This is a genomic window from Caballeronia insecticola (assembly GCF_000402035.1).
In the GTDB taxonomy this organism is placed as follows: Bacteria; Pseudomonadota; Gammaproteobacteria; order Burkholderiales; family Burkholderiaceae; genus Caballeronia; species Caballeronia insecticola.
In genome coordinates, this window is the sequence record NC_021287.1 from 2,117,170 (window position 1) to 2,138,586 (window position 21,417).

24 protein-coding genes are annotated in these 21,417 nt (G+C 63.7%); 8 read left to right on the forward strand and 16 right to left on the reverse strand.

The features are described 5' to 3' along the window. The first annotated feature begins 135 nt into the window (after nucleotides 1-135). Entirely contained in the window at nucleotides 136-750 is a 615-nt protein-coding gene (gene yjgA / locus BRPE64_RS09800; protein ID WP_016345935.1) for a ribosome biogenesis factor YjgA, read from the forward strand. Then, nucleotides 725-1,354 carry a molybdopterin adenylyltransferase gene (gene mog, locus BRPE64_RS09805; RefSeq protein WP_084675730.1) on the forward strand — a complete coding sequence of 210 codons (630 nt, stop codon included), beginning with the start codon at nucleotides 725-727 and terminating at the stop codon, nucleotides 1,352-1,354. Before yjgA ends, mog begins: the two co-directional genes overlap by 26 nt. Here mog and orn read toward each other — a convergent pair. After that, entirely contained in the window at nucleotides 1,351-1,905 is a 555-nt protein-coding gene (gene orn / locus BRPE64_RS09810; RefSeq protein ID WP_051180405.1) for an oligoribonuclease, read from the reverse strand. The genes mog and orn overlap by 4 nt on opposite strands. Before the next feature lie 197 nt (nucleotides 1,906-2,102). Between orn and BRPE64_RS09815 the strand changes: the two genes are divergently transcribed. The 3 genes from BRPE64_RS09815 to BRPE64_RS09825 are packed head-to-tail and all read left to right on the forward strand — an operon-like array spanning nucleotide 2,103 to nucleotide 4,623. Beyond that, nucleotides 2,103-3,371, forward strand: a complete 1,269-nt coding sequence (locus BRPE64_RS09815) for a M48 family metallopeptidase (RefSeq protein WP_016345939.1) — start codon at nucleotides 2,103-2,105, stop codon at nucleotides 3,369-3,371. Continuing rightward, nucleotides 3,368-4,303, forward strand: coding sequence for a ribosome small subunit-dependent GTPase A (rsgA, locus tag BRPE64_RS09820; RefSeq protein ID WP_016345940.1), 936 nt, complete (start codon nucleotides 3,368-3,370; stop codon nucleotides 4,301-4,303). Before BRPE64_RS09815 ends, rsgA begins: the two co-directional genes overlap by 4 nt. Continuing rightward, entirely contained in the window at nucleotides 4,300-4,623 is a 324-nt protein-coding gene (locus BRPE64_RS09825) for a putative signal transducing protein (RefSeq protein WP_016345941.1), read from the forward strand. The genes rsgA and BRPE64_RS09825 overlap by 4 nt, the downstream gene beginning before the upstream one ends. On the opposite strand, the gene BRPE64_RS09830 is transcribed toward BRPE64_RS09825, so the two are convergent. The 6 genes from BRPE64_RS09830 to rpsP all read right to left on the reverse strand — a co-directional run bounded on the left by BRPE64_RS09830 (nucleotide 4,624) and on the right by rpsP (nucleotide 8,875). Beyond that, nucleotides 4,624-5,562: a CobD/CbiB family protein gene (locus BRPE64_RS09830; RefSeq protein ID WP_016345942.1), complete on the reverse strand. Its 939-nt coding sequence runs from the start codon at nucleotides 5,560-5,562 to the stop codon at nucleotides 4,624-4,626. It lies immediately after the preceding gene. A gap of 126 nt (nucleotides 5,563-5,688) precedes the next feature. Continuing rightward, nucleotides 5,689-6,342: a CoA pyrophosphatase gene (locus tag BRPE64_RS09835; protein WP_044042099.1), complete on the reverse strand. Its 654-nt coding sequence runs from the start codon at nucleotides 6,340-6,342 to the stop codon at nucleotides 5,689-5,691. Nucleotides 6,343-6,487: 145 nt separating this feature from the next. Further along, entirely contained in the window at nucleotides 6,488-6,874 is a 387-nt protein-coding gene (gene rplS / locus BRPE64_RS09840) for a 50S ribosomal protein L19 (protein WP_016345944.1), read from the reverse strand. A gap of 131 nt (nucleotides 6,875-7,005) precedes the next feature. Beyond that, complete coding sequence (gene trmD / locus BRPE64_RS09845; protein WP_016345945.1) at nucleotides 7,006-7,776, reverse strand: tRNA (guanosine(37)-N1)-methyltransferase TrmD; 771 nt, start codon at nucleotides 7,774-7,776, stop codon at nucleotides 7,006-7,008. 27 nt (nucleotides 7,777-7,803) lie between these two features. Next, nucleotides 7,804-8,550, reverse strand: a complete 747-nt coding sequence (gene rimM / locus BRPE64_RS09850; protein ID WP_016345946.1) for a ribosome maturation factor RimM — start codon at nucleotides 8,548-8,550, stop codon at nucleotides 7,804-7,806. A gap of 70 nt (nucleotides 8,551-8,620) precedes the next feature. Further along, nucleotides 8,621-8,875 (reverse strand): 30S ribosomal protein S16, encoded by a 255-nt coding sequence (gene rpsP, locus BRPE64_RS09855; RefSeq protein WP_016345947.1) that lies wholly within the window; start codon nucleotides 8,873-8,875, stop codon nucleotides 8,621-8,623. A 256-nt stretch (nucleotides 8,876-9,131) separates the two neighbouring features. Between rpsP and BRPE64_RS09860 the strand changes: the two genes are divergently transcribed. After that, nucleotides 9,132-9,635 carry a TM2 domain-containing protein gene (locus BRPE64_RS09860; protein ID WP_016345948.1) on the forward strand — a complete coding sequence of 168 codons (504 nt, stop codon included), beginning with the start codon at nucleotides 9,132-9,134 and terminating at the stop codon, nucleotides 9,633-9,635. 12 nt (nucleotides 9,636-9,647) lie between these two features. On the opposite strand, the gene BRPE64_RS09865 is transcribed toward BRPE64_RS09860, so the two are convergent. Both BRPE64_RS09865 and BRPE64_RS09870 read right to left on the reverse strand, forming a co-directional pair. Next, nucleotides 9,648-10,787, reverse strand: a complete 1,140-nt coding sequence (locus BRPE64_RS09865; RefSeq protein WP_044041470.1) for a PA0069 family radical SAM protein — start codon at nucleotides 10,785-10,787, stop codon at nucleotides 9,648-9,650. A 66-nt stretch (nucleotides 10,788-10,853) separates the two neighbouring features. After that, the gene (locus tag BRPE64_RS09870; RefSeq protein WP_016345950.1) at nucleotides 10,854-11,342 is read right to left on the reverse strand and encodes an Lrp/AsnC ligand binding domain-containing protein; all 489 of its coding nucleotides are present in this window, start codon (nucleotides 11,340-11,342) and stop codon (nucleotides 10,854-10,856) included. 165 nt (nucleotides 11,343-11,507) lie between these two features. On the opposite strand from BRPE64_RS09870, the gene BRPE64_RS09875 reads away from it, so the two are divergent. Next, complete coding sequence (locus BRPE64_RS09875; RefSeq protein WP_016345951.1) at nucleotides 11,508-12,800, forward strand: D-amino acid dehydrogenase; 1,293 nt, start codon at nucleotides 11,508-11,510, stop codon at nucleotides 12,798-12,800. 50 nt (nucleotides 12,801-12,850) lie between these two features. Here BRPE64_RS09875 and BRPE64_RS09880 read toward each other — a convergent pair whose 3' ends face one another. From BRPE64_RS09880 to BRPE64_RS09905, 6 genes are all read right to left on the reverse strand, one after another. Then, a complete protein-coding gene (locus tag BRPE64_RS09880; protein ID WP_016345952.1) occupies nucleotides 12,851-14,641 on the reverse strand; it encodes an acyl-CoA dehydrogenase in 1,791 nt (596 codons plus the stop codon). Nucleotides 14,642-14,740: 99 nt separating this feature from the next. Continuing rightward, complete coding sequence (locus tag BRPE64_RS09885; protein ID WP_016345953.1) at nucleotides 14,741-15,676, reverse strand: electron transfer flavoprotein subunit alpha/FixB family protein; 936 nt, start codon at nucleotides 15,674-15,676, stop codon at nucleotides 14,741-14,743. A 15-nt stretch (nucleotides 15,677-15,691) separates the two neighbouring features. Next, nucleotides 15,692-16,441 (reverse strand): electron transfer flavoprotein subunit beta/FixA family protein, encoded by a 750-nt coding sequence (locus tag BRPE64_RS09890; RefSeq protein ID WP_044041471.1) that lies wholly within the window; start codon nucleotides 16,439-16,441, stop codon nucleotides 15,692-15,694. Nucleotides 16,442-16,630: 189 nt separating this feature from the next. Next, nucleotides 16,631-17,425 carry a MetQ/NlpA family ABC transporter substrate-binding protein gene (locus BRPE64_RS09895; protein WP_016345955.1) on the reverse strand — a complete coding sequence of 265 codons (795 nt, stop codon included), beginning with the start codon at nucleotides 17,423-17,425 and terminating at the stop codon, nucleotides 16,631-16,633. A 23-nt stretch (nucleotides 17,426-17,448) separates the two neighbouring features. Next, on the reverse strand, nucleotides 17,449-18,102 hold the full coding sequence (locus tag BRPE64_RS09900) for a methionine ABC transporter permease (protein WP_016345956.1): 654 nt from the start codon (nucleotides 18,100-18,102) through the stop codon (nucleotides 17,449-17,451). Further along, on the reverse strand, nucleotides 18,092-19,123 hold the full coding sequence (locus tag BRPE64_RS09905; protein ID WP_016345957.1) for a methionine ABC transporter ATP-binding protein: 1,032 nt from the start codon (nucleotides 19,121-19,123) through the stop codon (nucleotides 18,092-18,094). Before BRPE64_RS09905 ends, BRPE64_RS09900 begins: the two co-directional genes overlap by 11 nt. 167 nt (nucleotides 19,124-19,290) lie before the next feature. Between BRPE64_RS09905 and BRPE64_RS09910 the strand changes: the two genes are divergently transcribed. After that, nucleotides 19,291-20,184, forward strand: coding sequence for an alpha/beta hydrolase (locus tag BRPE64_RS09910; RefSeq protein ID WP_044041472.1), 894 nt, complete (start codon nucleotides 19,291-19,293; stop codon nucleotides 20,182-20,184). Here BRPE64_RS09910 and BRPE64_RS09915 read toward each other — a convergent pair. Further along, nucleotides 20,181-21,104 (reverse strand): histone deacetylase family protein, encoded by a 924-nt coding sequence (locus BRPE64_RS09915; RefSeq protein WP_016345959.1) that lies wholly within the window; start codon nucleotides 21,102-21,104, stop codon nucleotides 20,181-20,183. The genes BRPE64_RS09910 and BRPE64_RS09915 overlap by 4 nt on opposite strands. Nucleotides 21,105-21,417: the final 313 nt, after the last annotated feature.

The following is a 21,417-nucleotide window of genomic DNA, read 5'->3' on the forward strand; positions in this document are numbered from 1 at the left end:
GAACCGCTCGCCGTGTGAGCGTCGATCAAGCCGGGAACGGCGTATCTCGCGATCATAGCAAGGACCGCGTTGATTCACCCGCCAAGCTTTGCTGCCGGCACAAGGCCGCGCGCGGCGCCAAGCTACAATGTCGGGATGAACCGTAAAACCCGCATTCAACCGATCGATGCCGGCCGCGACGACGAGCGCGAAGCCGACGAAAACGGCTACGACCGTCCGAGCAAATCCCAGCTGAAGCGCGATATGCACGCGCTGCAGGAGCTGGGCGAGGCCCTCATCGCGCTGCCCAAAGATGCGCTCAAGCGCATGCCGATGCCCGAGAATCTCGGCGACGCCGTGCGCGCGGCGCGCCGCATCACCGATCACGAAGGCAAGCGCCGCCAGGTGCAGTACGTCGGCAAGGTCATGCGCTCGCTGACCGAAGACGAAGTCGGCGCGCTGCGCACGGCGCTCGACACGCAGCGCGGCGTGAACAAGTCCGAAACCGCGCGCCTGCACTGGATCGAGCGCACGCGCGAACAACTGCTCGCCGACGACGCCGCGCTCACCGAATTCATCCGCAAGCATCCGGGCGTCGATCCGCAGGAAGGCCGCACGCTGATCCGCAATGCGCGCCGCGAGCGCGAGCAACAGAAGCCGCCGCGCTATTTCCGCGAGTTGTTCCAGTGGATCAAGAACGCGGCGGGCGCATCCGACGACGAAGACACTGACGATTACGACGAGAATGGCCGTGACGAAACCGACGCGTAATCATCCGGACGAACTGATCGTCGGGCTGGTGTCGATCAGCGATCGCGCCTCGCAGGGCGTCTATGAAGACAAGGGCGTGCCGTCGCTGCAGGAATGGCTGGGCGTTGCGCTCGCTACGCCCTGGCGCGCCGAGACGCGCCTGATTCAGGACGACGCCGCGACCATTTCCGCGACGCTCGTCGATCTCGTCGACACGCACGGCTGCGATCTCGTCCTGACGACGGGCGGCACCGGCCCCGCGCGCCGCGACGTGACGCCCGAAGCGACGCTCGCCGTCGCCACCCGGCCGATGCCCGGCTTCGGTGAGCAAATGCGCCAGATCAGCCTGAATTTCGTGCCGACCGCGATTTTGTCGCGCCAGGTCGCGGTGATCCGGGAAACGGCGGATCACGCCGCGCTGATCATCAACCTGCCAGGACAGCCGAAGTCGATCCGCGAAACGCTCGAAGGGTTGAAAGACGCGGACGGCAAGACGAAGGTGCCCGGCATTTTCGCGGCGGTGCCGTATTGCATCGACCTGATCGGCGGGCCGTATATCGAAACGCGGGCCGAAACGGTCGCCGCGTTCCGGCCGAAAAGCGCGATCCGTCCGCCGAAGAATTAAGCCGCGCCGGCAGCAGGCGCCGACGGAATCAGGAAGTGTTCGCGGTAGTACTTGAGTTCGTCGATCGATTCGTGGATGTCGGCCAGCGCCGTGTGCATCGCGCGCTTCTGGAAGCCCTTGTAGATTGCCGGCTGCCAGCGGCGGCACAGTTCCTTCAGGGTGCTGACATCGAGATTGCGGTAATGGAAGAAGGTCTCCAGTTCCGGCATCCAGCGCGCCATGAAGCGGCGGTCCTGACAGATCGAGTTGCCGCACATCGGCGATTTGCCGGGCGGCACGTACTGACCGAGAAAGTCGCGAATCTGGCGCGTTGCCTCGGCTTCGTCCACCGTCGACGCCTTGACGCGCTCGATCAGTCCCGAGCGGCCGTGCGTGTTGCGGTTCCACTCGTCCATGAGGCCGAGCGTTTCGTCTGATTGATGGATCGCCAGCACCGGCCCTTCCACCATCTTGTCGAGCGTCGAGTTCGTTACGACCACCGCGATCTCGATAATGCGATCGTTGTCGGGTTCGAGACCGGTCATCTCCATGTCGAGCCAGACGAGGTTCATGTCGCTGCGCACGAGCGCGTTTTCCGCGGCGTCGTTTGCTGCGGAGCTGGCGGGTTCAGGGGCGGCGGGAGTGTCGGTCATGAAAGCGGCCTGAGAGAAAGTGACACCGTACGCGGCTGCCATCGATTGGGTTTGATCGATGCGCGTGGGCACGGCCAAGAACCTATAATTCTCGCATAGTTCAATCGGATTCCCGGATGACCCACCTCACACTCGCATTCTCGACGATCTTCGTCGTCGCCCTGGTCGCGATGGTCTCGACCAAGCTCTGGCTCGCGTCGCGCCAGATCCGCTACGTCGCCGCGCATCGCAACGGCGTGCCGGCGCAATTTTCCGGCACGATCCCGCTCGCCGCCCATCAGCGCGCCGCGGACTACACCGTCGAGCGCACGCGCCTCACGATGATCGAAGTCGTGACGAGCGCGGTCGTGCTGGTCGCGCTGACCTTGCTCGGCGGCGTCCAGGCGCTCGATCTCGCCATTTCGGACTGGCTCGGGCGCGGCTATCTCGGGCAGATCGCGCTGGTGGCGTCGGTCGTCGCGATCACGAGCGTCATCGACCTGCCGTTCGACTACATCCGGCATTTTGTGATCGAGGAGAAGTTCGGCTTCAATCGCATGTCGAAGAAGCTGTTTTTCGTCGATCTGGTGAAAGGCACCGTGATCGCCGTCGTGATCGGCGCGCCGCTTCTGCTGCTCACCGTCTGGCTCATGGACCGCGCCGGCACCTTCTGGTGGCTCTGGACGTGGATGGTCTGGGTCGCGTTCCAGTTGCTCGCGATGATCATCTATCCGACTTTCATCGCCCCGCTCTTCAACAAGTTCGAGCCGCTCAAGGACGAAGCGCTCGTCGCGCGCATCACGAGTCTCATGTCGCGCACGGGCTTCGCGGCCAAGGGCCTGTTCGTGATGGACGGCAGCCGCCGCTCCGCGCACGGCAACGCGTACTTCACGGGTTTCGGCGCGGCCAAGCGCATCGTTTTCTTCGACACCTTGCTCGCGCGCCTGTCGGGCAGCGAAATCGAGGCCGTCCTCGCCCACGAACTCGGCCACTTCAAGCGCCGCCACGTGCTCAAGCTGATGATCGTGATGTTCGGCATCAGCCTCGCGATGCTCGCGCTGCTCGGCTGGCTCGTGCAGACAACCTGGTTCTACGAAGGCCTGGGCGTGCGGCCGTCGCTCATCGGCAGCAATAACGGGCTTGCGCTCGTGCTCTTCATGCTGGTGCTGCCGGTATTCATGTTTTTCATCACGCCGCTCGGCAGCCTCACGTCGCGCAAAAACGAATTCGAAGCCGATGCCTTCGCCGCGAGCCAGACCGATCCGAAAGATCTCGTGAACGCGCTCGTGAAACTCTACGAAGACAACGCGTCGACGCTCACGCCCGATCCGATCTACACCGCGTTTTATTACTCGCATCCGCCCGCTTCGCAGCGCATCGACCGTCTGATGCAGCACGCCGCATGACGCGCGGCGCACCGCGAGGCGGCCGCGTATCGGCCAGCGAGCGCCTGACAGGCACGGTGATCGCCGCCCACGGCCGGCACTATCTCGTCATGCCGGAACACGATGCTCCGATGCTCCAGTGCTTCCCGCGCGGCAAGAAAAGCGAAGTGGCTGTCGGCGATCGCGTGTTCTACGAGCAGTCGTCGGCGGATCAGGGGGTGATCGTCGAGATCGGCGAGCGGCGCAATCTGCTGTATCGCTCGGATCAGTTCAAGTCGAAGCTCTTCGCCGCGAACCTCGATCAGTTGCTGATCGTGCTCGCGACCGAACCGCACTTCAGCGAAGACCTGCTCGGGCGCGCATTGATCGCGGCGGAGGCGCACGGGCTGGAATCGCTCATCGTGCTGAACAAGATCGACGTGGAGAGCGCGCTTGCGCTCGCGCGCGAACGTCTCGCGCCGTATCGCGAACTCGGCTATACGGTGATCGAGCTGTCCGCGAAAATGGCGCCGGGCGATGTCCATCCGCAACTCGACGCGCGCCTGAAAGACCGCTCGACGATCCTGCTCGGCCAGTCCGGCATGGGCAAATCGACGCTGGTGAATCTGCTCGTGCCGGATGCGGACGCCGCCACGCGCGAGATTTCATCGGCGCTCAACAGCGGCCGTCACACGACCACCTTCACGCGCCTCTACTACCTGCCCGGCGGCGGCTCGCTGATCGACTCGCCGGGCTTTCAGGAATTCGGGCTGCACCATCTGAGCGAAGGCCAGCTCGAGCGCGCCTTCGCCGATTTCCGGCCGTATCTCGGACATTGCCGCTTCTACAACTGCCATCATCTGCAGGAGCCCGGTTGCGCGGTGCTCGAAGCGGTCGACGGCGGCAAGATCAGGCCCGAGCGTCACGCGCTCTACGCGCAACTCGTGCACGAAGCCAGCCAGATCGTTCGATGAAACGGCTCACGCGCGCGCCCAACCTGATCACGGCGCAGCACTGGGTGAACGTGCTGGCGACGGCGGGCGTGCCGTGCGAGTTGCACAACCGCTATCTGAACGGCGCGATGGGCGAGATTCCGGCGGATCAGTGCGCGCCGGAAATCTGGATCGTCGACGAGCGCGACGAAAGCCTGGCCTTGCGCCTGCTGGAACGCGCGCGAAAAGGGCCGGACGCGAACGCCCGGCCCTGGAAGTGCAAGCAGTGCGGCGAGTGGCTGGAGCCGCAATTCACCGTCTGCTGGCAGTGTCAGACGGCGCGTGATCCGCTCGATGGTTGACTAGGCCAGCCACACGGCGATGGTCAGCATCAGCAGAAGCAGCATCCACAGAATCACCGCACGCCACACGAGCCCGACCGCCGATTGCAGCGTGCGCGGCGTGCAGTCGTCGCCGACGGGCAGCGGGCTCGCTTCGCCGACCGCGAGCGCTTCAACCGACAGCGGCTCGGCCAGCGGTCCGGCAAGACGCGCACCCAGCGCGCCGCTGCCCGCGGCGAGCAGAACGCCTTCGTTGGCGTCCGGCCATTGGCGCGCGTGATTGCGCCACGCGTAGATCGCATCCTCGAAATTACCGACGATCGCAAAGCCGAGCGCCGTGAGACGCGCCGGCACCCAGTCGATGACGAAAAACGCGCGCTGCGCAAACGACGAGAACTCGGCGGTGCGTTCCGGATCCGGCTTCGACCACGCGCGCGCCAGATACTCGGCGATGCGATACAGCACCGCGCCCGCCGGACCGATCGGAATCAGGAACCAGAAGAACACGCCGAACACATGCCGGTGCGACGCGACCACGGCATGAACCAGCGTATGACGCACGATTTCGCTGACGGGCATATCGACGGTATCGAGGCCGGTCCATTCATGCAGGACCTCGCGCGCGCGGGGCACGTCGTCGTTGTTGAGCGCGAGATGGATGTCGGTGAAATAGTGGCTGAACTGCCGGAAACCGAGCGTGAAATAAACGATGACAACGTTCCACAGGAACGCCAGCGCGAAGTTGATCCGGTAGAGCACGTAATAGACGAGCCCGACGACGAGCGTCCACGGCAGCACCACGACCAGCCACGCGACGATGCCGTGCTTCTGCTTGCCGGCATCGAAACCGTGCGCGGTGGATTCCGCGTGATAGTGAAGCAGCGCCGAAATTGGATTGTGCGGCGATAACGCGCGCATCTGCTCAATGACGAGGGCCAGCAATACAGAGAAAAAAGTCATGCGAAGCGCCGAAACAGTCGGTTTAGTTCGAGTTTCGCGTAACGATAGCACAGCGCCTGTTGCGTTTAGCGCGCCAGAGAATTGCGCGTGCCGACGCCCGCGTGCGGACTTTTCGCGCCGCGAGCCTCAAGCAGCGAGGAAGCGGTAGAAATTGCGCAACATACCGGCCGTTGCGCCCCAAATGAAATAAGGAGCCCTTCCTTCACCCGGCGTGTAGGGCATGGCAAAAAAACGACGCTCGCCGCCTTCCCAGCGAAACACGCGCACTTCGTGGTTGGCCGAATCCATCAGCCAGGCAAGCGGCACCTCGAAGATATCGGCCACTTCGCGCGTGTCGGCCTTGAGCGAAAACGGCGGATAGACGAGCGCGACCACCGGCGTCACGCGAAATCCGGTGCCGGTCAGATACTCGGGCATCGCGCCGATAACTTCACAATGCGCGGCGTCGAGCCCGACTTCCTCGCGCGCTTCGCGCAGCGCGGTGGCGGCGGCGTCGGCGTCCTCGGGTTCCCAACGTCCGCCGGGAAAGCTGATCTGTCCCGCATGATCCGACAGATGATCGGCACGCTGCGTGAGCAGCACGGTCAGGCCGCCCTCGCGCACGACGAGCGGCACGAGCACGGCCGCGACGCGCGGATCGCCGCCGATCGCCTTGATGCGCTGCTCGGGCGCTTCCTGCGTCCATTCGAGCGTCTGCCCGAAGCGCGCGCGCAGTCCTTCGGGCGTGAGCCGCGCGGGCGGGATAGGTGGCAGCGATGCACCCGTGGAGAGCACGGGCATGCGTTCGGGTTCGAGAATGCGCGGGGTCGAGGTCTTGCCGGTGGACACGGGTAGGCAGCGTGGATGTCGAAGATACGATTTGAACACACCAAAGAAAAAAGCACCCGCAAGGGGTGCTTTTTCCGGTGCGACGCTGCGTTGGAATTTACTCCGCTGCGGCTGCGCGATCCTTCGTGAACAGCTTTTCTTTGATTCGAGCCGACTTGCCCGAACGCTCGCGCAGGTAGTAAAGCTTCGCGCGGCGAACGTCACCACGGCGCTTCACGACGATGCTCGCGAGCAGCGGCGAGTAAGTCTGAAACGTACGCTCGACGCCTTCGCCCGACGAAATCTTGCGGACGATGAAGTTCGAGTTCAGGCCACGGTTACGCTTGGCGATGACGACGCCTTCGTAAGCCTGAACACGCTTACGCGTACCTTCGACGACGTTCACGTTGACGATGACGGTATCGCCCGGCGCGAAGTCGGGGATGGTCTTCTCGCCCAGAACGCGTGCGATCTCTTCCTTCTCGAGTTGCTCAATCAGATTCATTACTGACTCCTTGTGCCATCTTGCCGGAGTTGCGTGCCTCGAATGTCGTTGAGGCCCCGGTAGAGGATGGGTTTGCTTCAGGCGCCGAGGTTCAGACGGCGCCCCCATTGTCCCGCTTGTCGGCTCGAAACCTATGCGGGTTTCGACGCTTCCTTCGCGAGTTCTGCGAGCCATGCCTCGTCGGCACGGCTCAACATCTTGTTCTTGCGCGCCCGGCCGATCAGGTCGGGCCGCTTGGCGAACGTGTTGCGCAAGGCTTCGCGCCTGCGCCACGCGTCGATTTCCTTGTGATGGCCGCCGAGCAGCACATCGGGAACGCGCACGCCTTCGTATTCTTCCGGCCGCGTGTAGTGCGGACAATCGAGCAATATGTCGACGAAACTGTCCTGCACCGCCGACTGCGCGTCATTCAGCACGCCGGGCAACTGGCGGACCACTGCATCCATCAGCGCCATGGCCGGCAGTTCTCCGCCGGACAGCACGAAGTCGCCGAGGCTCACTTCTTCGTCTACTTCGCGGTCGAGCAGGCGTTGATCGATCGCTTCGTAACGGCCGCACAGCAGCACGAGACCGGGTTCCTGCACGAAACGCATCACGCGCTCGTGGTCCAGCTTCGCACCTTGCGGCGACATCATCACGACGCGCGTCGATGCGATACCCTGCTCGCGCTGCGCCGCCTTCGCCGCGTGAATGGCGTCTTCCAGCGGACGCGCCAGCATCACCATGCCGGGGCCGCCGCCGTACGGGCGATCATCGACGGTGCGATAGTTGTCGGTCGTGAAATCGCGCGGATTCCACGTACGCAAACCGAAGCGCTCCTGCTTCACCGCCCGGCTGGTGATGCCCCAGTCGGTCAGTGCGCGGAACATCTCGGGAAAGAGCGTTACGACATCGAACTGCATCGCTCTCTCCGTATCTTACACATCGAATTAATAATCGGCGTCCCAGTCGACGACGATACGCTTCGCCGCCCGGTCCACCGTTTTCACGTACACGCCGACGAACGGAATCAGCCGCTCGCCGGTTTCGGGCTTGCCATCCTTATCCGTGCCGGGATACTCGATCCGCAGGATGGAATGGGCGCCGTTGTCGATCAGATCGGCGACGCGGCCCAGCGCCACGCCCGCCTCGTTCTCGACGTCCAGGCCGATCAGATCGACCCAGTAAAATTCGTCTTCGCTGTCGAGCTTCGGGAAATCGCCACGCGCGACATACACCGCATGACCCTTCAGCGCGGCCGCCGTGTCGCGATCCTCGCAGCCGGCCAGGCGCGCGACGATGGTATCGGCATGCACCTTCGACTGCAGGCAGCGCGCGGACTTGCGTTCGCGGCCTTTCACGAGCCACCAGCGTTTCGCGCTCAGCAGTGCGTCGCCGCCCTGCTTGCCGTTCGCGTGCGGCACGATCTTGACCCAGCCCTTGAGCCCGTAGGCATCGGCAATGAAGCCGACTTCGACGGCGTCGTCCGGCACGGAGTCGACCGGCTCGATCGAGCTTTCGGGTTCGCTACGTGCCGAAGGACTTCCCGAAACGTCGACCGCCACGCGGCGCGCGCCCGGCTTGCGGACGAATGCGCCGAACGTGGCGGAACCTTCATCTTGCCCCGGCTTCGTTCGGTCGACCTTCTCCGCGACGGTTTCCGGCTTGCCGCCGGATTCGGAATCACGCGTAGACATCGGCGAACCTTTTGGGCAGGTTTCGAGCGTTTATGACAGCGACGTTTGCTACAGCGTCTGCCAAGCGCGCTTAAGCAACCGGTTGGGCTTGCTGAGCTTGCTTGACCAGGCGCTCGACGGTCGGCGACAGTTGCGCGCCAACGCCTTGCCAGTACGTCAGGCGATCCTGAGCGATACGCAGCGATTCGCCCTTCGTGGCGACCGGGTTGTAGAAGCCCACGCGCTCGATGAAGCGGCCATCACGGCGGCTACGCGAGTCGGTTGCAACGATGTTGTAGAACGGGCGCTTTTTCGAGCCGCCACGAGCCAAGCGGATGATGACCATGCTGAAATCCTTGAAAACCGGGGTTCGGAACAACGAGAACAGGCAATTATAGCTGGATTCCGGAACACGAACAAACACTTAACGTATTTTTTCTCGGCGCGCGTTCGGTTTGGGCGGATTTTTGCGGGCGAGATCGACCGGATCGCGATCCGTGCGGCAACGTGCCGATGGTGATGCCCCGGCGCGTCGGCGTAAAATGGCAGACCGGCGTCGGTTCACATGGCGCGCCTGCCTTCATTCCACCACGCATTCGCTGATGACCACTTCGTCCGTCGCCACGCAATCCGGCCCGCAGCCAGCCGGCAAACACGTTCCGCCGTATTTCCGCTCGAAGACGCTCACCGCGGCGCTCGCGTTCCTGTTCGGCTATATCGGCCTGCATCGCTTCTATTTGTATGGATTGCGCGACAAGTACGGCTGGGCGCATATCGTCGGCATCGTGCTCGGTGCGTTCGGCTATCTGCTGCTCAAGGAAACCGAGCGCGCCTCCATGCTCGGCTGGGTACTCGCGTTCCCGGGCGCCGTCTCGCTGCTCGCGGCTTTTCTGTCGGCCATCGTCTGTGGGCTGCGCCCCGACGCCAAATGGGACGCGCAATTCAACGCCCACACCGGCCGCAGCAGCCGCTCGGGCTGGACCGTGATCTTCGTCGTGATTTTTTCGTTGCTGATCGGCGCGTTTCTGCTGATGACCGGTCTCGCCCTCACCTTCCAGACGTACTTCGAAAGTCAGGTCGAAGCAGCCAAAACGATCTCTCAATAACGCTCCGAAAGCTCAGAACAAGTCGAGTTGCGGATTCGCCGGCGGAGCTACCGCCGGCTTGGCCGGCCGCTGAAATTCCGACATATCGAGGATGCCGCGCTGCCGCGCATTCAGGCCGAGACGTTTGGTCGCCTGACGGAAACGCTGTTTGAGCATGTCGGCCCACAAGCCTTCGCCTTTCATCCGCGTGGCGAAGTTCGAGTCGTAGTCCTTGCCGCCGCGCATGTCGCGCACGCGGCTCATCACGCGGTCCGCGCGATCCGGAAAATGCGCGGCGAGCCAGTCCTTGAAAAGCGGCGCCACTTCCCACGGCAGACGCAGCACGATATAGCTCGCGCTCGATGCGCCCGCCTCGGCGCACGCCTCCAGCACGCGCTCCATATCCTGCTCGGTGACGAACGGAATCACCGGCGCGATGCTCACGCCCACCGGAATGCCCGCCTCCGCGAGCGTGCGGATGGTGCGCAGACGGCGCGACGGCGTCGCGGCGCGCGGTTCGAGCGTGCGCGCGATGTCCGCATCGAGCGTGGTGACGGTGATAGCCGCCATGAACTGGCCGCGCTCGGCCATGGGCGCGAGCAGGTCGATGTCGCGCTCGATCAGCGAATTCTTGGTGATTGCCGCGAACGGCTGGCCGCAGTCGTGCATGACCTGAATCACGCGCCGCGTGATCTGAAGATCGCGTTCGACGGGTTGATACGCGTCCGTATTGACGCCGAGCGCGATCGGTTCGGGCTCGTAATTCGCCTTCGCCAATTCACGCGCCAGCAGTTCGGGCGCGTTGATCTTCGCGTAGATGCGGCTTTCGAAATCCAGTCCCGGCGAAAGACCGAGATAGCTGTGCGTCGGCCTCGCGAAGCAATAGATGCAGCCATGTTCGCAGCCGCGGTACGGATTGAGCGACACGGAAAACGGGATGTCCGGCGAGCTGTTGCGCGTCAGGATGCTTTTGGCGCGCTCCTCGAAAATCTGCGTGCGCAACGGCGTCGAGGTTTCGCATTCGCCTTCATCTTGCCCGGCCGTGTGCTGCCAGCCGTCGTCGACGCGCTCGCGCTCGTCCTTCTCGTACCGCCCCTGCAGGTTCGACACGGCGCCGCGCCCTTTCAGCGGCGCGGGTGGCGCAACGGGATACTCACGATCAGGCGATGACATTGCGAAAAAATCCGGCAATCGATACTGTATAAATATACAGTATCACGCCGCCATCGCAAGGGGGAATCACACGTCGACGAAAATCCTCAGCGTCTCCTTGATCTCCTCCATCACCACGTAACTCTTCGACTGAACGGCGCCCGGCAACTGCAACAGGATGTCGCCGAGCAGCTTCCGGTAGTCGGCCATCTCGCCGATGCGCGCCTTGATCAGATAGTCGAAATCGCCGGAAACGAGGTGGCACTCGAGCACTTCCGGGATCTTCTGCACTTCGCGCCGGAACTGCTCGAACATGTTGCCGCTCTTGTGATCGAGCGTGATCTCGACGAACACGAGCAGCGCCGCGCCCAGTTCGGTCGGGTTCACGCGCGCGTAGTAACCGGTGATGACGCCATCGCGTTCCATGCGTTTCACCCGCTCGATACAAGGCGTCACCGACAATCCGACGCGCTCGGCCAGGTCCTTCATCGCGATTCGGCCGTCCTCCTGAAGGATGTTCAGGATCTTGTGATCGAGCTTGTCGAGCGCGCGGACCGGATTTCGCTGTGTTCGCATTGGTTTTTCCCGAAAATCCATCAAATACGATAACTAAAACTGCCTAAACATCCATAGTATAGGCGATAACACTATATGCACTTCCATTCACCGGCTCGATCGACTTTTCGAGATCAGCTCAGGTGAAACAACGCGGAAGTTGCTCGAATTTTCGATGGAGATCACATGCGAATCGTCATTTTGGGAAGCGGTGTCGTCGGTGTCACGAGCGCGTACTACCTTGCTCGCGCCGGTCACGATGTCACGGTCATCGACCGCGAAGCCGGACCCGCGCTCGAGACGAGTTTCGCCAACGCAGGGCAAATTTCGCCGGGCTATGCGTCGCCGTGGGCCGCGCCGGGCGTGCCGCTCAAGGCCGTGAAGTGGATGTTCGAAAAGCACGCGCCGCTCGCCATCCGTCTCGACGGCACGATGAATCAGTTGCAATGGATGTGGCAAATGCTGCGCAACTGCACGCAGGATCGCTATACGGTCAACAAGGGCCGCATGGTGCGCCTGGCCGAATACAGCCGCGACTGCCTGCAAGCCTTGCGCGCCGACACCGGCATCAGCTATGAAGGCCGCACGGGCGGCACGCTGCAACTGTTCCGCACGCAACAGCAATTCGACGGTGCCGGCAAGGACATCGCCGTGCTGAAGGATGCAAACGTGCCGTTCGAACTACTGACGGCCGACGAACTGAAGAAGGCCGAGCCCGCGCTCGCCGCCGTGTCGCACAAGCTGACGGGCGGTCTGCGCCTGCCGAACGACGAAACCGGCGACTGCCAGATGTTCACCACGCGCCTCGCCGCCATGGCCGAAGCGCTGGGCGTCAAGTTCCGCTACAACATGTCGATCGATGCGCTCGCCGTCGCGAACGGCCGCATCGCGGGCGTGCAGTGCGGCAAGGAGTTCGTGCAGGCGGATTCGTATGTCGTCGCGCTCGGTTCGTATTCGCCGAAGCTGCTCGGCGACCTCGTCAAGATTCCGGTGTATCCGCTGAAGGGCTATTCGATCACCGCGCCGATCGTCGATGCCAAGCGCGCGCCCGTCTCCACCGTGCTCGACGAAACGTACAAGATCGCGATCACGCGCTTCGACGATCGCATTCGCGTGGGCGGCATGGCGGAAATCGTCGGCTACGACAAGACGCTCAAGCAAGCGCGTCGCGAAACGCTCGAAATGTGCGTGAACGACCTGTTCCCCGGCGGCGGCGACACCGCAAGCGCCACCTTCTGGACCGGCCTGCGCCCGATGACGCCGGACGGCACGCCGATCGTCGGCCGCACGCCGGTGCCGAATCTGTTCCTCAACACGGGCCACGGCACGCTCGGCTGGACGATGTCGTGCGGCTCGGGCCAGTTGCTCGCCGATCTGATGTCGGGCAAGCAGCCCGCGATCCGCGCGGACGATCTATCCGTGCATCGCTATTTCGGCGAGACGGGCGTGAAAACGCGTCCGGGATACGCGAACGCGTGATTACCGCTGTCGCATGAAAACAAAGGCGCCTCAAGGCGCCTTTGTCGTTTTTAGAACTGATCTTCGGCAAGCGCAAGCACGCCTTGCTCACCGTTCGCGCTGACGATCGACGCCTCGATGCCCGGCGCCTGCGACAGGATATGTTCCGCGAAGAACTGCGCCGTCGCGATCTTGGCCGAATGGAAGCGCTCGTCTTCCGCGCGACGGGCGTGGGAGATCAGCATCGCGCGCGCCATCTGCCAGCCGGACAGCACGATGCCCGCGAGCCGCAGATACGGCACGCTGCCCGCGAACACTGCGTTCGGATCGCTCCTGAACTTCGCGACGACGAACTCGACCGAGCGCGCCAGCGACAGGCTCGCCGCGCTCAGATGACGATGCATCGACTTGAACGGCTGGCCCTCGGTATCCGCGAGCGTCGCGATGGTCTGATCGATCTGCGCGAGCAGCGCCTGCGCCGTCGCGCCGCCATCGCGCACCGTCTTGCGGCCGATGAGGTCGTTCGCCTGAATCGCCGTCGTGCCTTCGTAGATCGGCAGGATGCGGGCGTCGCGATAATACTGCGCCGCGCCCGTTTCCTCGATGAAGCCCATGCCGCCGTGCACCTGCACGCCGAGGCTCGCGACATCGACGGACATTTCCGTGCCGAAGCCCTTCACGATCGGCACGAGATATTCGTAGATCGCCTGATGGCTCTTGCGCGTGTCCGCGTCGGGGTGAGCGTGCGCGAGATCGCTGTGCGCCGCCGCAACGTACGCGAGCGCGCGCACGCCTTCGGTGTAGGCGCGCATCGTCGCGAGCATGCGCCGCACGTCGGGATGATGGATGATCGTGACCGGCTCCTTCGCGCTGCCGTCGACGGGACGGCTCTGCACGCGATCCTTCGCATATGCGACCGCCTGTTGATACGCGCGCTCCGCCACCGCGACGCCCTGCATGCCGACCGCGAAACGCGCCGCGTTCATCATGATGAACATGTATTCGAGCCCGCGATTCTCCTCGCCGATCAGATAGCCCGTCGCGCCGCCGTGATCGCCGTATTGCAGCACGGCGGTCGGGCTCGCCTTGATGCCGAGCTTGTGCTCGATCGACACGCAATGTACGTCGTTGCGCGCGCCGAGCGAGCCGTCGTCGCCGACGAGAAACTTCGGCACGAGAAACAGCGAAATGCCCTTCACGCCTTCGGGCGCATCGGGCGTGCGCGCGAGCACCAGATGGACGATGTTCTTCGCCATGTCGTGCTCGCCGTAGGTGATGAAAATCTTCGTGCCGAACAGCTTGAACGTGCCGTCGCCCTGCGGCTCGGCGCGCGTGCGCACGAGCGCGAGATCGGAGCCGGCCTGCGGCTCGGTGAGGTTCATCGTGCCGGTCCATTCGCCGGAGATGAACTTCGGCAGATAGCGGGCTTTCAGGGCGTCGCTGCCCGCAGTGAGCAGCGCTTCGATTGCGCCGTCCGTCAACAGCGGACACAGCGCGAACGACAGATTCGCCGAATTGAGCATTTCGATGCACGGCGTCGCGACGAGCTTGGGCAAGCCCTGCCCGCCGAAGTCCGCCGGATGCACGACGCCTTGCCAGCCGCCTTCGGCGAACTGACGGAACGCGTCCTTGAAGCCGGGCGTCGTGGTGACTTCGCCGTTCGCCCACGTGCTCGGCGTGCGGTCGCCCGCCACATTCAGCGGCGCGATGACTTCGCCGCAAAAACGCGCCGCTTCCTCGACGACGGCCTGCGCCGTGTCGAAGCCCGCGTCTTCGTGACCGGGCAACGCGGCGATGCGCTCGAGATCGGCCAGCTCCTTCATCACGAACAGCATCTCTTTGACCGGGGCGTGATAGCTCATTGTCTTGTCTCCTCTCACATCAGATGGCCGAAAAAAAGGGCGCAACGTTCGTCGCGCCCTTCTTCTTGTTATGGCGAGTGCGATTGACCCGGCGCGGCTTTAGCCGAGCTCTTTCACGAGTTCCGGCACGACCGAGAACAGATCGCCGACGAGACCGTAGTCCGCCACGCTGAAGATCGGCGCTTCGGCGTCCTTGTTGATCGCAACGATGACCTTGCTGTCCTTCATGCCGGCCAGATGCTGGATCGCGCCCGAGATGCCGACCGCCACATACAGTTGCGGCGCGACGATCTTGCCGGTCTGCCCGACCTGGAAGTCGTTCGGCACGTAGCCCGCATCCACCGCCGCACGCGATGCGCCGAGCGCCGCGCCGAGCTTGTCGGCGAGCGGCTCCAGCGTCTTCGTATAGTTTTCGCCGCTGCCGAGCCCACGTCCGCCCGACACGATGATGCTCGCGCTCGTCAGTTCCGGACGATCGAGCTTCGTGACTTCACGGCTCACGAACTGCGAGATGCCTGCGTCCGCCGCGGCTTCGATCTTCTCGATCGATGCGCTGCCGCCTTGCGCCGCAACCGGATCGAAGCCGGTCGAACGCACGGTGATGACCTTGATCGCATCGCTCGATTGCACCGTCGCGATTGCGTTGCCCGCGTAAATCGGGCGCTCGAAAGTATCGGCGCTGTCGACGGCGGTGATGTCGCTGATCTGCGCGACATCCAGATGCGCGGCGATACGCGGCGCGATGTTCTTGCCGTAAGCGGTTGCCGGCGCGAGGATGTGCGAATAGTCCTTCGCGACGTTCAGCACCGTCGCTTCGACGTTTTCAGCGAGGCCTTCGGCGAGCTGCGGCGCATCGGCCAGCAGCACTTTCGACACGCCCGCGATTTTCGCCGCCGCATCCGCCGCGCCTTGCGCGTTCGAACCCGCGACCAGCACGTGCACGTCGCCGCCGATCTTCGCCGCCGCCGCCACCGTATTCAACGTCGATGCCTTGATCGACGCATTGTCGTGTTCCGCAATTACCAGAATCGTCATTTTCTCGCGTCTCCTTTACAGCACCTTGGCTTCGGTCTTGAGCTTCTCGACCAGCGTCTTCACGTCCGGCACCGTGATACCGGCGCTGCGCTTGGGCGGCTCGACGACCTTCAGCGTCTTCAGGCGCGGCGCGACATCGACGCCCAGATCGGCGGGCGTCACGGTTGTCAGCGGCTTTTTCTTCGCCTTCATGATGTTCGGCAGCGTCACATAGCGCGGCTCGTTCAGGCGCAGATCGGTCGTGACCACGGCCGGCAGTTTCAGCGACAGCGTTTCCGCGCCGCCATCGACTTCGCGCGACACGGTGGCACGGCCATCCGCGACCACGACCTTCGATGCGAACGTAGCCTGCGGCAGACCCGCCAGCGCGGCGAGCATCTGGCCGGTCTGGTTCGAGTCGTCGTCGATGGCTTGCTTGCCGAGAATCACGAGTTCAGGCTTTTCCTGATCGACCAGCGCCTTGAGAATTTTCGCGACGGCGAGCGGCTGCAAATCGTCTGCGGATTCGACGAGAATCGCGCGATCCGCGCCGATAGCCAGCGCCGTGCGCAGCGTTTCCTGACATTGCGTCACGCCGCACGACACGGCGATCACTTCGGTGGCGACTCCCGCTTCCCTCAGACGCACCGCCTCTTCCACGGCGATTTCGTCGAACGGGTTCATCGACATCTTCACGTTGGCGATATCGACGCCCGTGTTGTCCGACTTCACCCGGACCTTCACGTTGTAGTCGACCACGCGCTTGACTGGCACCAGAATTTTCATGCACACGCTCCAAAGTTACGATTACGTCAACCCAGCGTCATTATACGAGCGACGCGTCAGCTAGCCCCGCACCAATCGGGTAGGTCGGGTCGTCGTGCAATAGGTATTGGCCTAATTTAATCGAACGATCGTTCTATTTATATCCACGAAAACCCGAATCCAGCCACGGCGGGCATTTTTCGGGTCCGATCACCACGCGGTGATCACCGCTCCCGCGTATTTGCCTTCGACGAACTGCTTCACTTCCGGCGAGTGATACGCCGCGACCAGCTTGGCGACCCACGGCTTGTCCTTGTCGGCGGCGCGGATCGCGATGATGTTCACGTACGGTCCATGCGGATCCTCGATCGCGATCGCGTCCGACTTCGGCTTCAGGCCCGCTTCCATCGCGAAATTGGTGTTGATGGCGGCGGCATCGACGTCGTCGAGCGAGCGCGGAATCTGCGCGGCGTCGAGTTCGACGATCTTCAGCTTCTTCGGGTTCTCGACGATATCGAGCGGCGTTGCCTTGAGACCCGCATCCGGGCGCAGCTTGATCAGACCTTGCTTCTGCAGGAGCAGCAGCGCACGTCCGCCGTTGGTCGGATCGTTCGGCACCGCGATGCGCGCGCCGTTGCCGAGCGCCGAGAGCGACTTCAGCTTCTTCGAGTAGATGCCCATCGGGAACGTCACCGTGTCGGCGATCTTCACGAGCTTGTAGCCGCGATCCTTCACCTGCGCGTCGAGATACGGCAGATGCTGATAGCTGTTCGCGTCGAGATCGCCGGCGGCGAGTGCGGCGTTCGGCTGCACGTAGTCCGAGAACTCGACGACCGTGATCTTCAGGCCGTTCTTCGCGGCGACCTGCTTCACCACGTCCATGATCTGCGCGTGCGGGCCGCCGGTCACGCCGAGCTTGATGGCGTCCTCGGCGTGCGCGACTCCGTTGAACAGCGTGGCGCTCAGGAGCGCGGCGGCGAACTTCAGAATGAATCGACGTTGCATGACAGGCCTTTTTTATCGAAGAATTATTTGTGACTCAGACGCCGCACGAGCCAGTCGCCGAACGACTGCACGAGCTGCACGAACACGATCAGGATGACGACCACCGTCAGCATCACTTCCGGCAAGAAGCGCTGATAGCCGTAGCGGATGCCGAGATCGCCGAGACCGCCGCCGCCGATCGCGCCCGCCATCGCCGAATAGCCGACGAGCGACACGAAGGTGATCGTGAGCCCCGCGACGACGCCCGGCAGCGACTCGGGCAGCAGCACCTTGAAGACGATCTGGCTCGTGGTCGCGCCCATGGCCTGCGCGGCTTCGATGAGGCCGCGGTCCACTTCGCGCAGCGCGGTCTCGACCAGCCGCGCGATGAATGGCGCAGCGGCAATGGTCAGCGGCACGACGGCGGCCGCCGTACCGATCGACGAACCGACCACGAGCCGCGTGAACGGAATCACCGCGACGAGCAGGATGATGAAGGGCGTCGAGCGCACCGCATTCACGATGCCGCCGAGCACGCGATTCACGCCGAGGTTCTGCAGCACGCTGTCGCGGCCGGTCAGATAGAGCAGCACGCCGAGCGGCAGGCCGAGCGCGGCGCCGACGAGTCCCGAGATGCCGACCATGATCAGCGTTTCCCAGAACGACTGCACGAACATGTCGAACATTTCACTCAACATGGGACAACTCCTCCACCACAACGCCTTGCGTGCGCAAATAAGCGATCGCCTCGGCGACCTTCAGGGGTTGCCCGCCCGCGAGCACCGCGAGCGAGCCGAAAGCCTGGCCTTGAATCTCGTCGATCTGGCCATGCAGGATGTTGAAATCGAGTTCGTAGCGGCGGATCGTCTCGGAGAGAATCGGCTGATCGACGCCCGAGCCCGTAAAGGCGAGCCGCAACAGATGACCGCCGGTCTTCAGACGCTCGGTGACGCGCGCCTTGAGCGCGGGCGGCAGTTCGTGTGCGATGACATCGCCGATCAGCGCGCGCGTAACTTCGTGATGCGGCTGCATGAAGACATCGACGACCTTGCCCTCTTCCACCACGCGGCCCGCTTCGAGCACCGCGACGCGGTCGCAGACCTGCTTGATGACTTCCATCTGGTGCGTGATCAGCACGATCGTGAGCCCAAGCTCGCGGTTGATCTTGCGCAGCAGATCGAGAATCGCGCGCGTGGTTTCCGGATCGAGCGCGGAGGTCGCTTCATCGGAAAGCAGCACTTTCGGCCTGCTCGCGAGCGCCCGCGCGATGCCCACGCGCTGCTTCTGCCCGCCGCTGATCTGCGCGGGATATTTGTCCTTGTGCGTCGTGAGGCCGACCAGATCGAGCAGCGGCAGCACTGCGGCTTCGATCTCCGCGCGCTTCTTGCCCGCAAGTTCGAGCGGCAGCGCGACATTGCCGTAGACCGTGCGCGAGGACAGCAGGTTGAAGTGCTGAAAGATCATGCCGATGTCGCGGCGCGCGGCGCGCAGGTCGTCGCGGGAGAGCGTCGTGAGATCGCGTCCGTCGACGATCACGTTGCCTTCGCTCGGCCGCGTCAGCAGATTGATGGTGCGCACCAGCGTGCTCTTGCCCGCGCCGCTGCGCCCGATGATGCCGAACACTTCGCCGGCGGGGATCGTCAGATTGACGTTGTGCAACGCTTCGACCCAACCTCGGGGTCCCGCGAAACGCTGCGAAAGGTTGTGTATTTCGATCATTGAAAATACAAACGGCGGAGGGCTTCGCCAGGTGTTCGCACCCGCGCTGCCGGCCGCCGCTCGTTATAGCTGTTTAGTCTTGTCCGCCCAGGATTTTACAGGAGCACCTACATTCTGTTTAATAATGATTTAGGAACGGCTAATAACGAAAAGGAATTTACCGGGTGATGGCACGCAACATCTATTCGACGAGCGCGGTCACGACGCGTCACGGCGCCGATTTGTTCCTGCATCGCTGGCGGCCGGTGCCGGAAGGCGAGCCTGAGGCGCGCATCGCGCTTGTGCATGGCCTCGGCGAGCACGCCGGGCGCTACGATGCGCTCGCGCTCGCGTTGAACGCCGCGGGCATCGAACTGATCGCAATCGATTTGCGTGGGCATGGGAAATCGTCGGGCGCACGCGTGTCGGTGCGCGTGTTCAACGACTATCTGCGCGATGTCGACGTGCTGCTCGAAGCGTGCGCCGCAACGCCACCCGCCGCCACGCCGCTCTTTCTGATGGGCCACAGCATGGGCGGCGCCGTCGCGGCCTTATATGCCGCCGAGCGCGCGCAGGACATCGATCTGGCCGGGCTGATCCTGTCGAGCCCCGCGCTCAAGCCCGGCGCGGGCACGCCGCGCTGGAAGGCAAGTCTCGCGCGCGTCGCCGGATTGCTTGCGCCGCGCATGGCCGCGTTCAGCATCGATCCGTCGTTGCTTTCGCGCGCATCGGGTGTGGTCGAGGCTTACAGGCGCGATCCGCTCGTGCATCACGGCGCGGTGCCTGCCCGCACCGCCGCGCAGATTCTTGCCGGCATGGAGCGCGTCGCGGCGAAGCGTGGCGCGATCACGTTGCCGCTCTACGTCTTCCACGGCACCGCCGACACGATCTGCGACCCCGCCGGCAGCCGCGAATTCGAAGCGGCCGCCGCGTCCACCGATAAAACGCTCGCGCTCTACGAAGGCAGCGCGCACGAGACGCTCAACGATCTCGACCGTGACCGTGTGATCCGCGAGTTGATCGACTGGACGCTCGTGCGCGCCGATTACGCGCGCACGCACGCGCCGCGTCGCGCGACCTAGATTTCGGCGAGTGCCCGCAGATGCGCGACGACGCTGCGGCCGAGCGCCGAGAGGTTATAGCCACCTTCGAGACAACTCACGATGCGCCCTTGCGCATGGCGGCGGGCCACTGCCCGAATCTGCGCGGTGATCCACGCGTAGTCGTCTTCGACGAGACCCATGTTGGCCATGTCGTCCTCGCGATGCGCGTCGAAACCCGCCGACACGAAGATCATCTGCGGCTTGAATTCCTCGAGCCGCGGCAGCCACATCATGTCGACGACCTCGCGCACCTGCATGCCCTTCGTGCGCGCCGGCAGCGGCACGTTGACCATGTTGGACGCGTGATTGTCCGCGCCGGAAAACGGATAGAACGGATGCTGGAAGAAGCTGCACATCAGCACGCGCGAGTCGCCGGAAAACGCGGCTTCGGTGCCGTTGCCGTGATGCACGTCGAAATCGACGATCGCGACGCGCTGCAGGCCATGCACCTCGAGCGCATGACGCGCGGCAATCGCGACGTTGTTGAAGAGGCAAAAGCCCATCGCGCGCGCCGGTTCCGCGTGATGGCCCGGCGGGCGCACGCTGCAGAACGCGTTGTCGTAACGCCCTTCGATCACGGCGTCGGTGGCCGCGATCGCCGCGCCCGCCGCGCGCAACGCAGCGCGATAGGACTCGGGGCACATCGACGTATCCGGGTCGAGTTCACTTCTGCCTTGCTCGGGCGTGCGGCTCTTGATGTAATCGATGTGCGCCTGCGTGTGCACGCGCGCGAGATCGGTTTCCTCGGCGAGCGGCGCTTCCTCGCGCTCGATGAGCGAATCGATACGGCTCGCGATCAGCTGATCTTCGATCGCCTGCAGGCGCGCCGGGCATTCGGGATGCCATTGGCCGTTGTCGTGCCGCAAGCAGTCGGGGTGGGAATAAAAGCCGGTGGCCATGATGTCTCGCAATGCCGCTTTCGTCGGCTCTTGTCTCGTGTTTTTTCGTCATACGCGACCCGGCGCCGCGCATTTGACGTTAAGTTACCACAGCGTTCGAGGTGGCCGGCCTCGCCCGGTCATATGGCTCATATGGGCCATCTGGGCGCAAGGCGTCGGTTATACTGCCCCGACGTCTTGCCGGCCGGGCCATCGCGCATGGCGAGCCGCAAGTTGTTGCGTATCGCCGAGTATTGCCGAGAATCGTTGAATATCGTTGAGTATCGCTGCGGATCGTTTCGACTTCTTCAACATCCCGGGCCGAACATCCGGC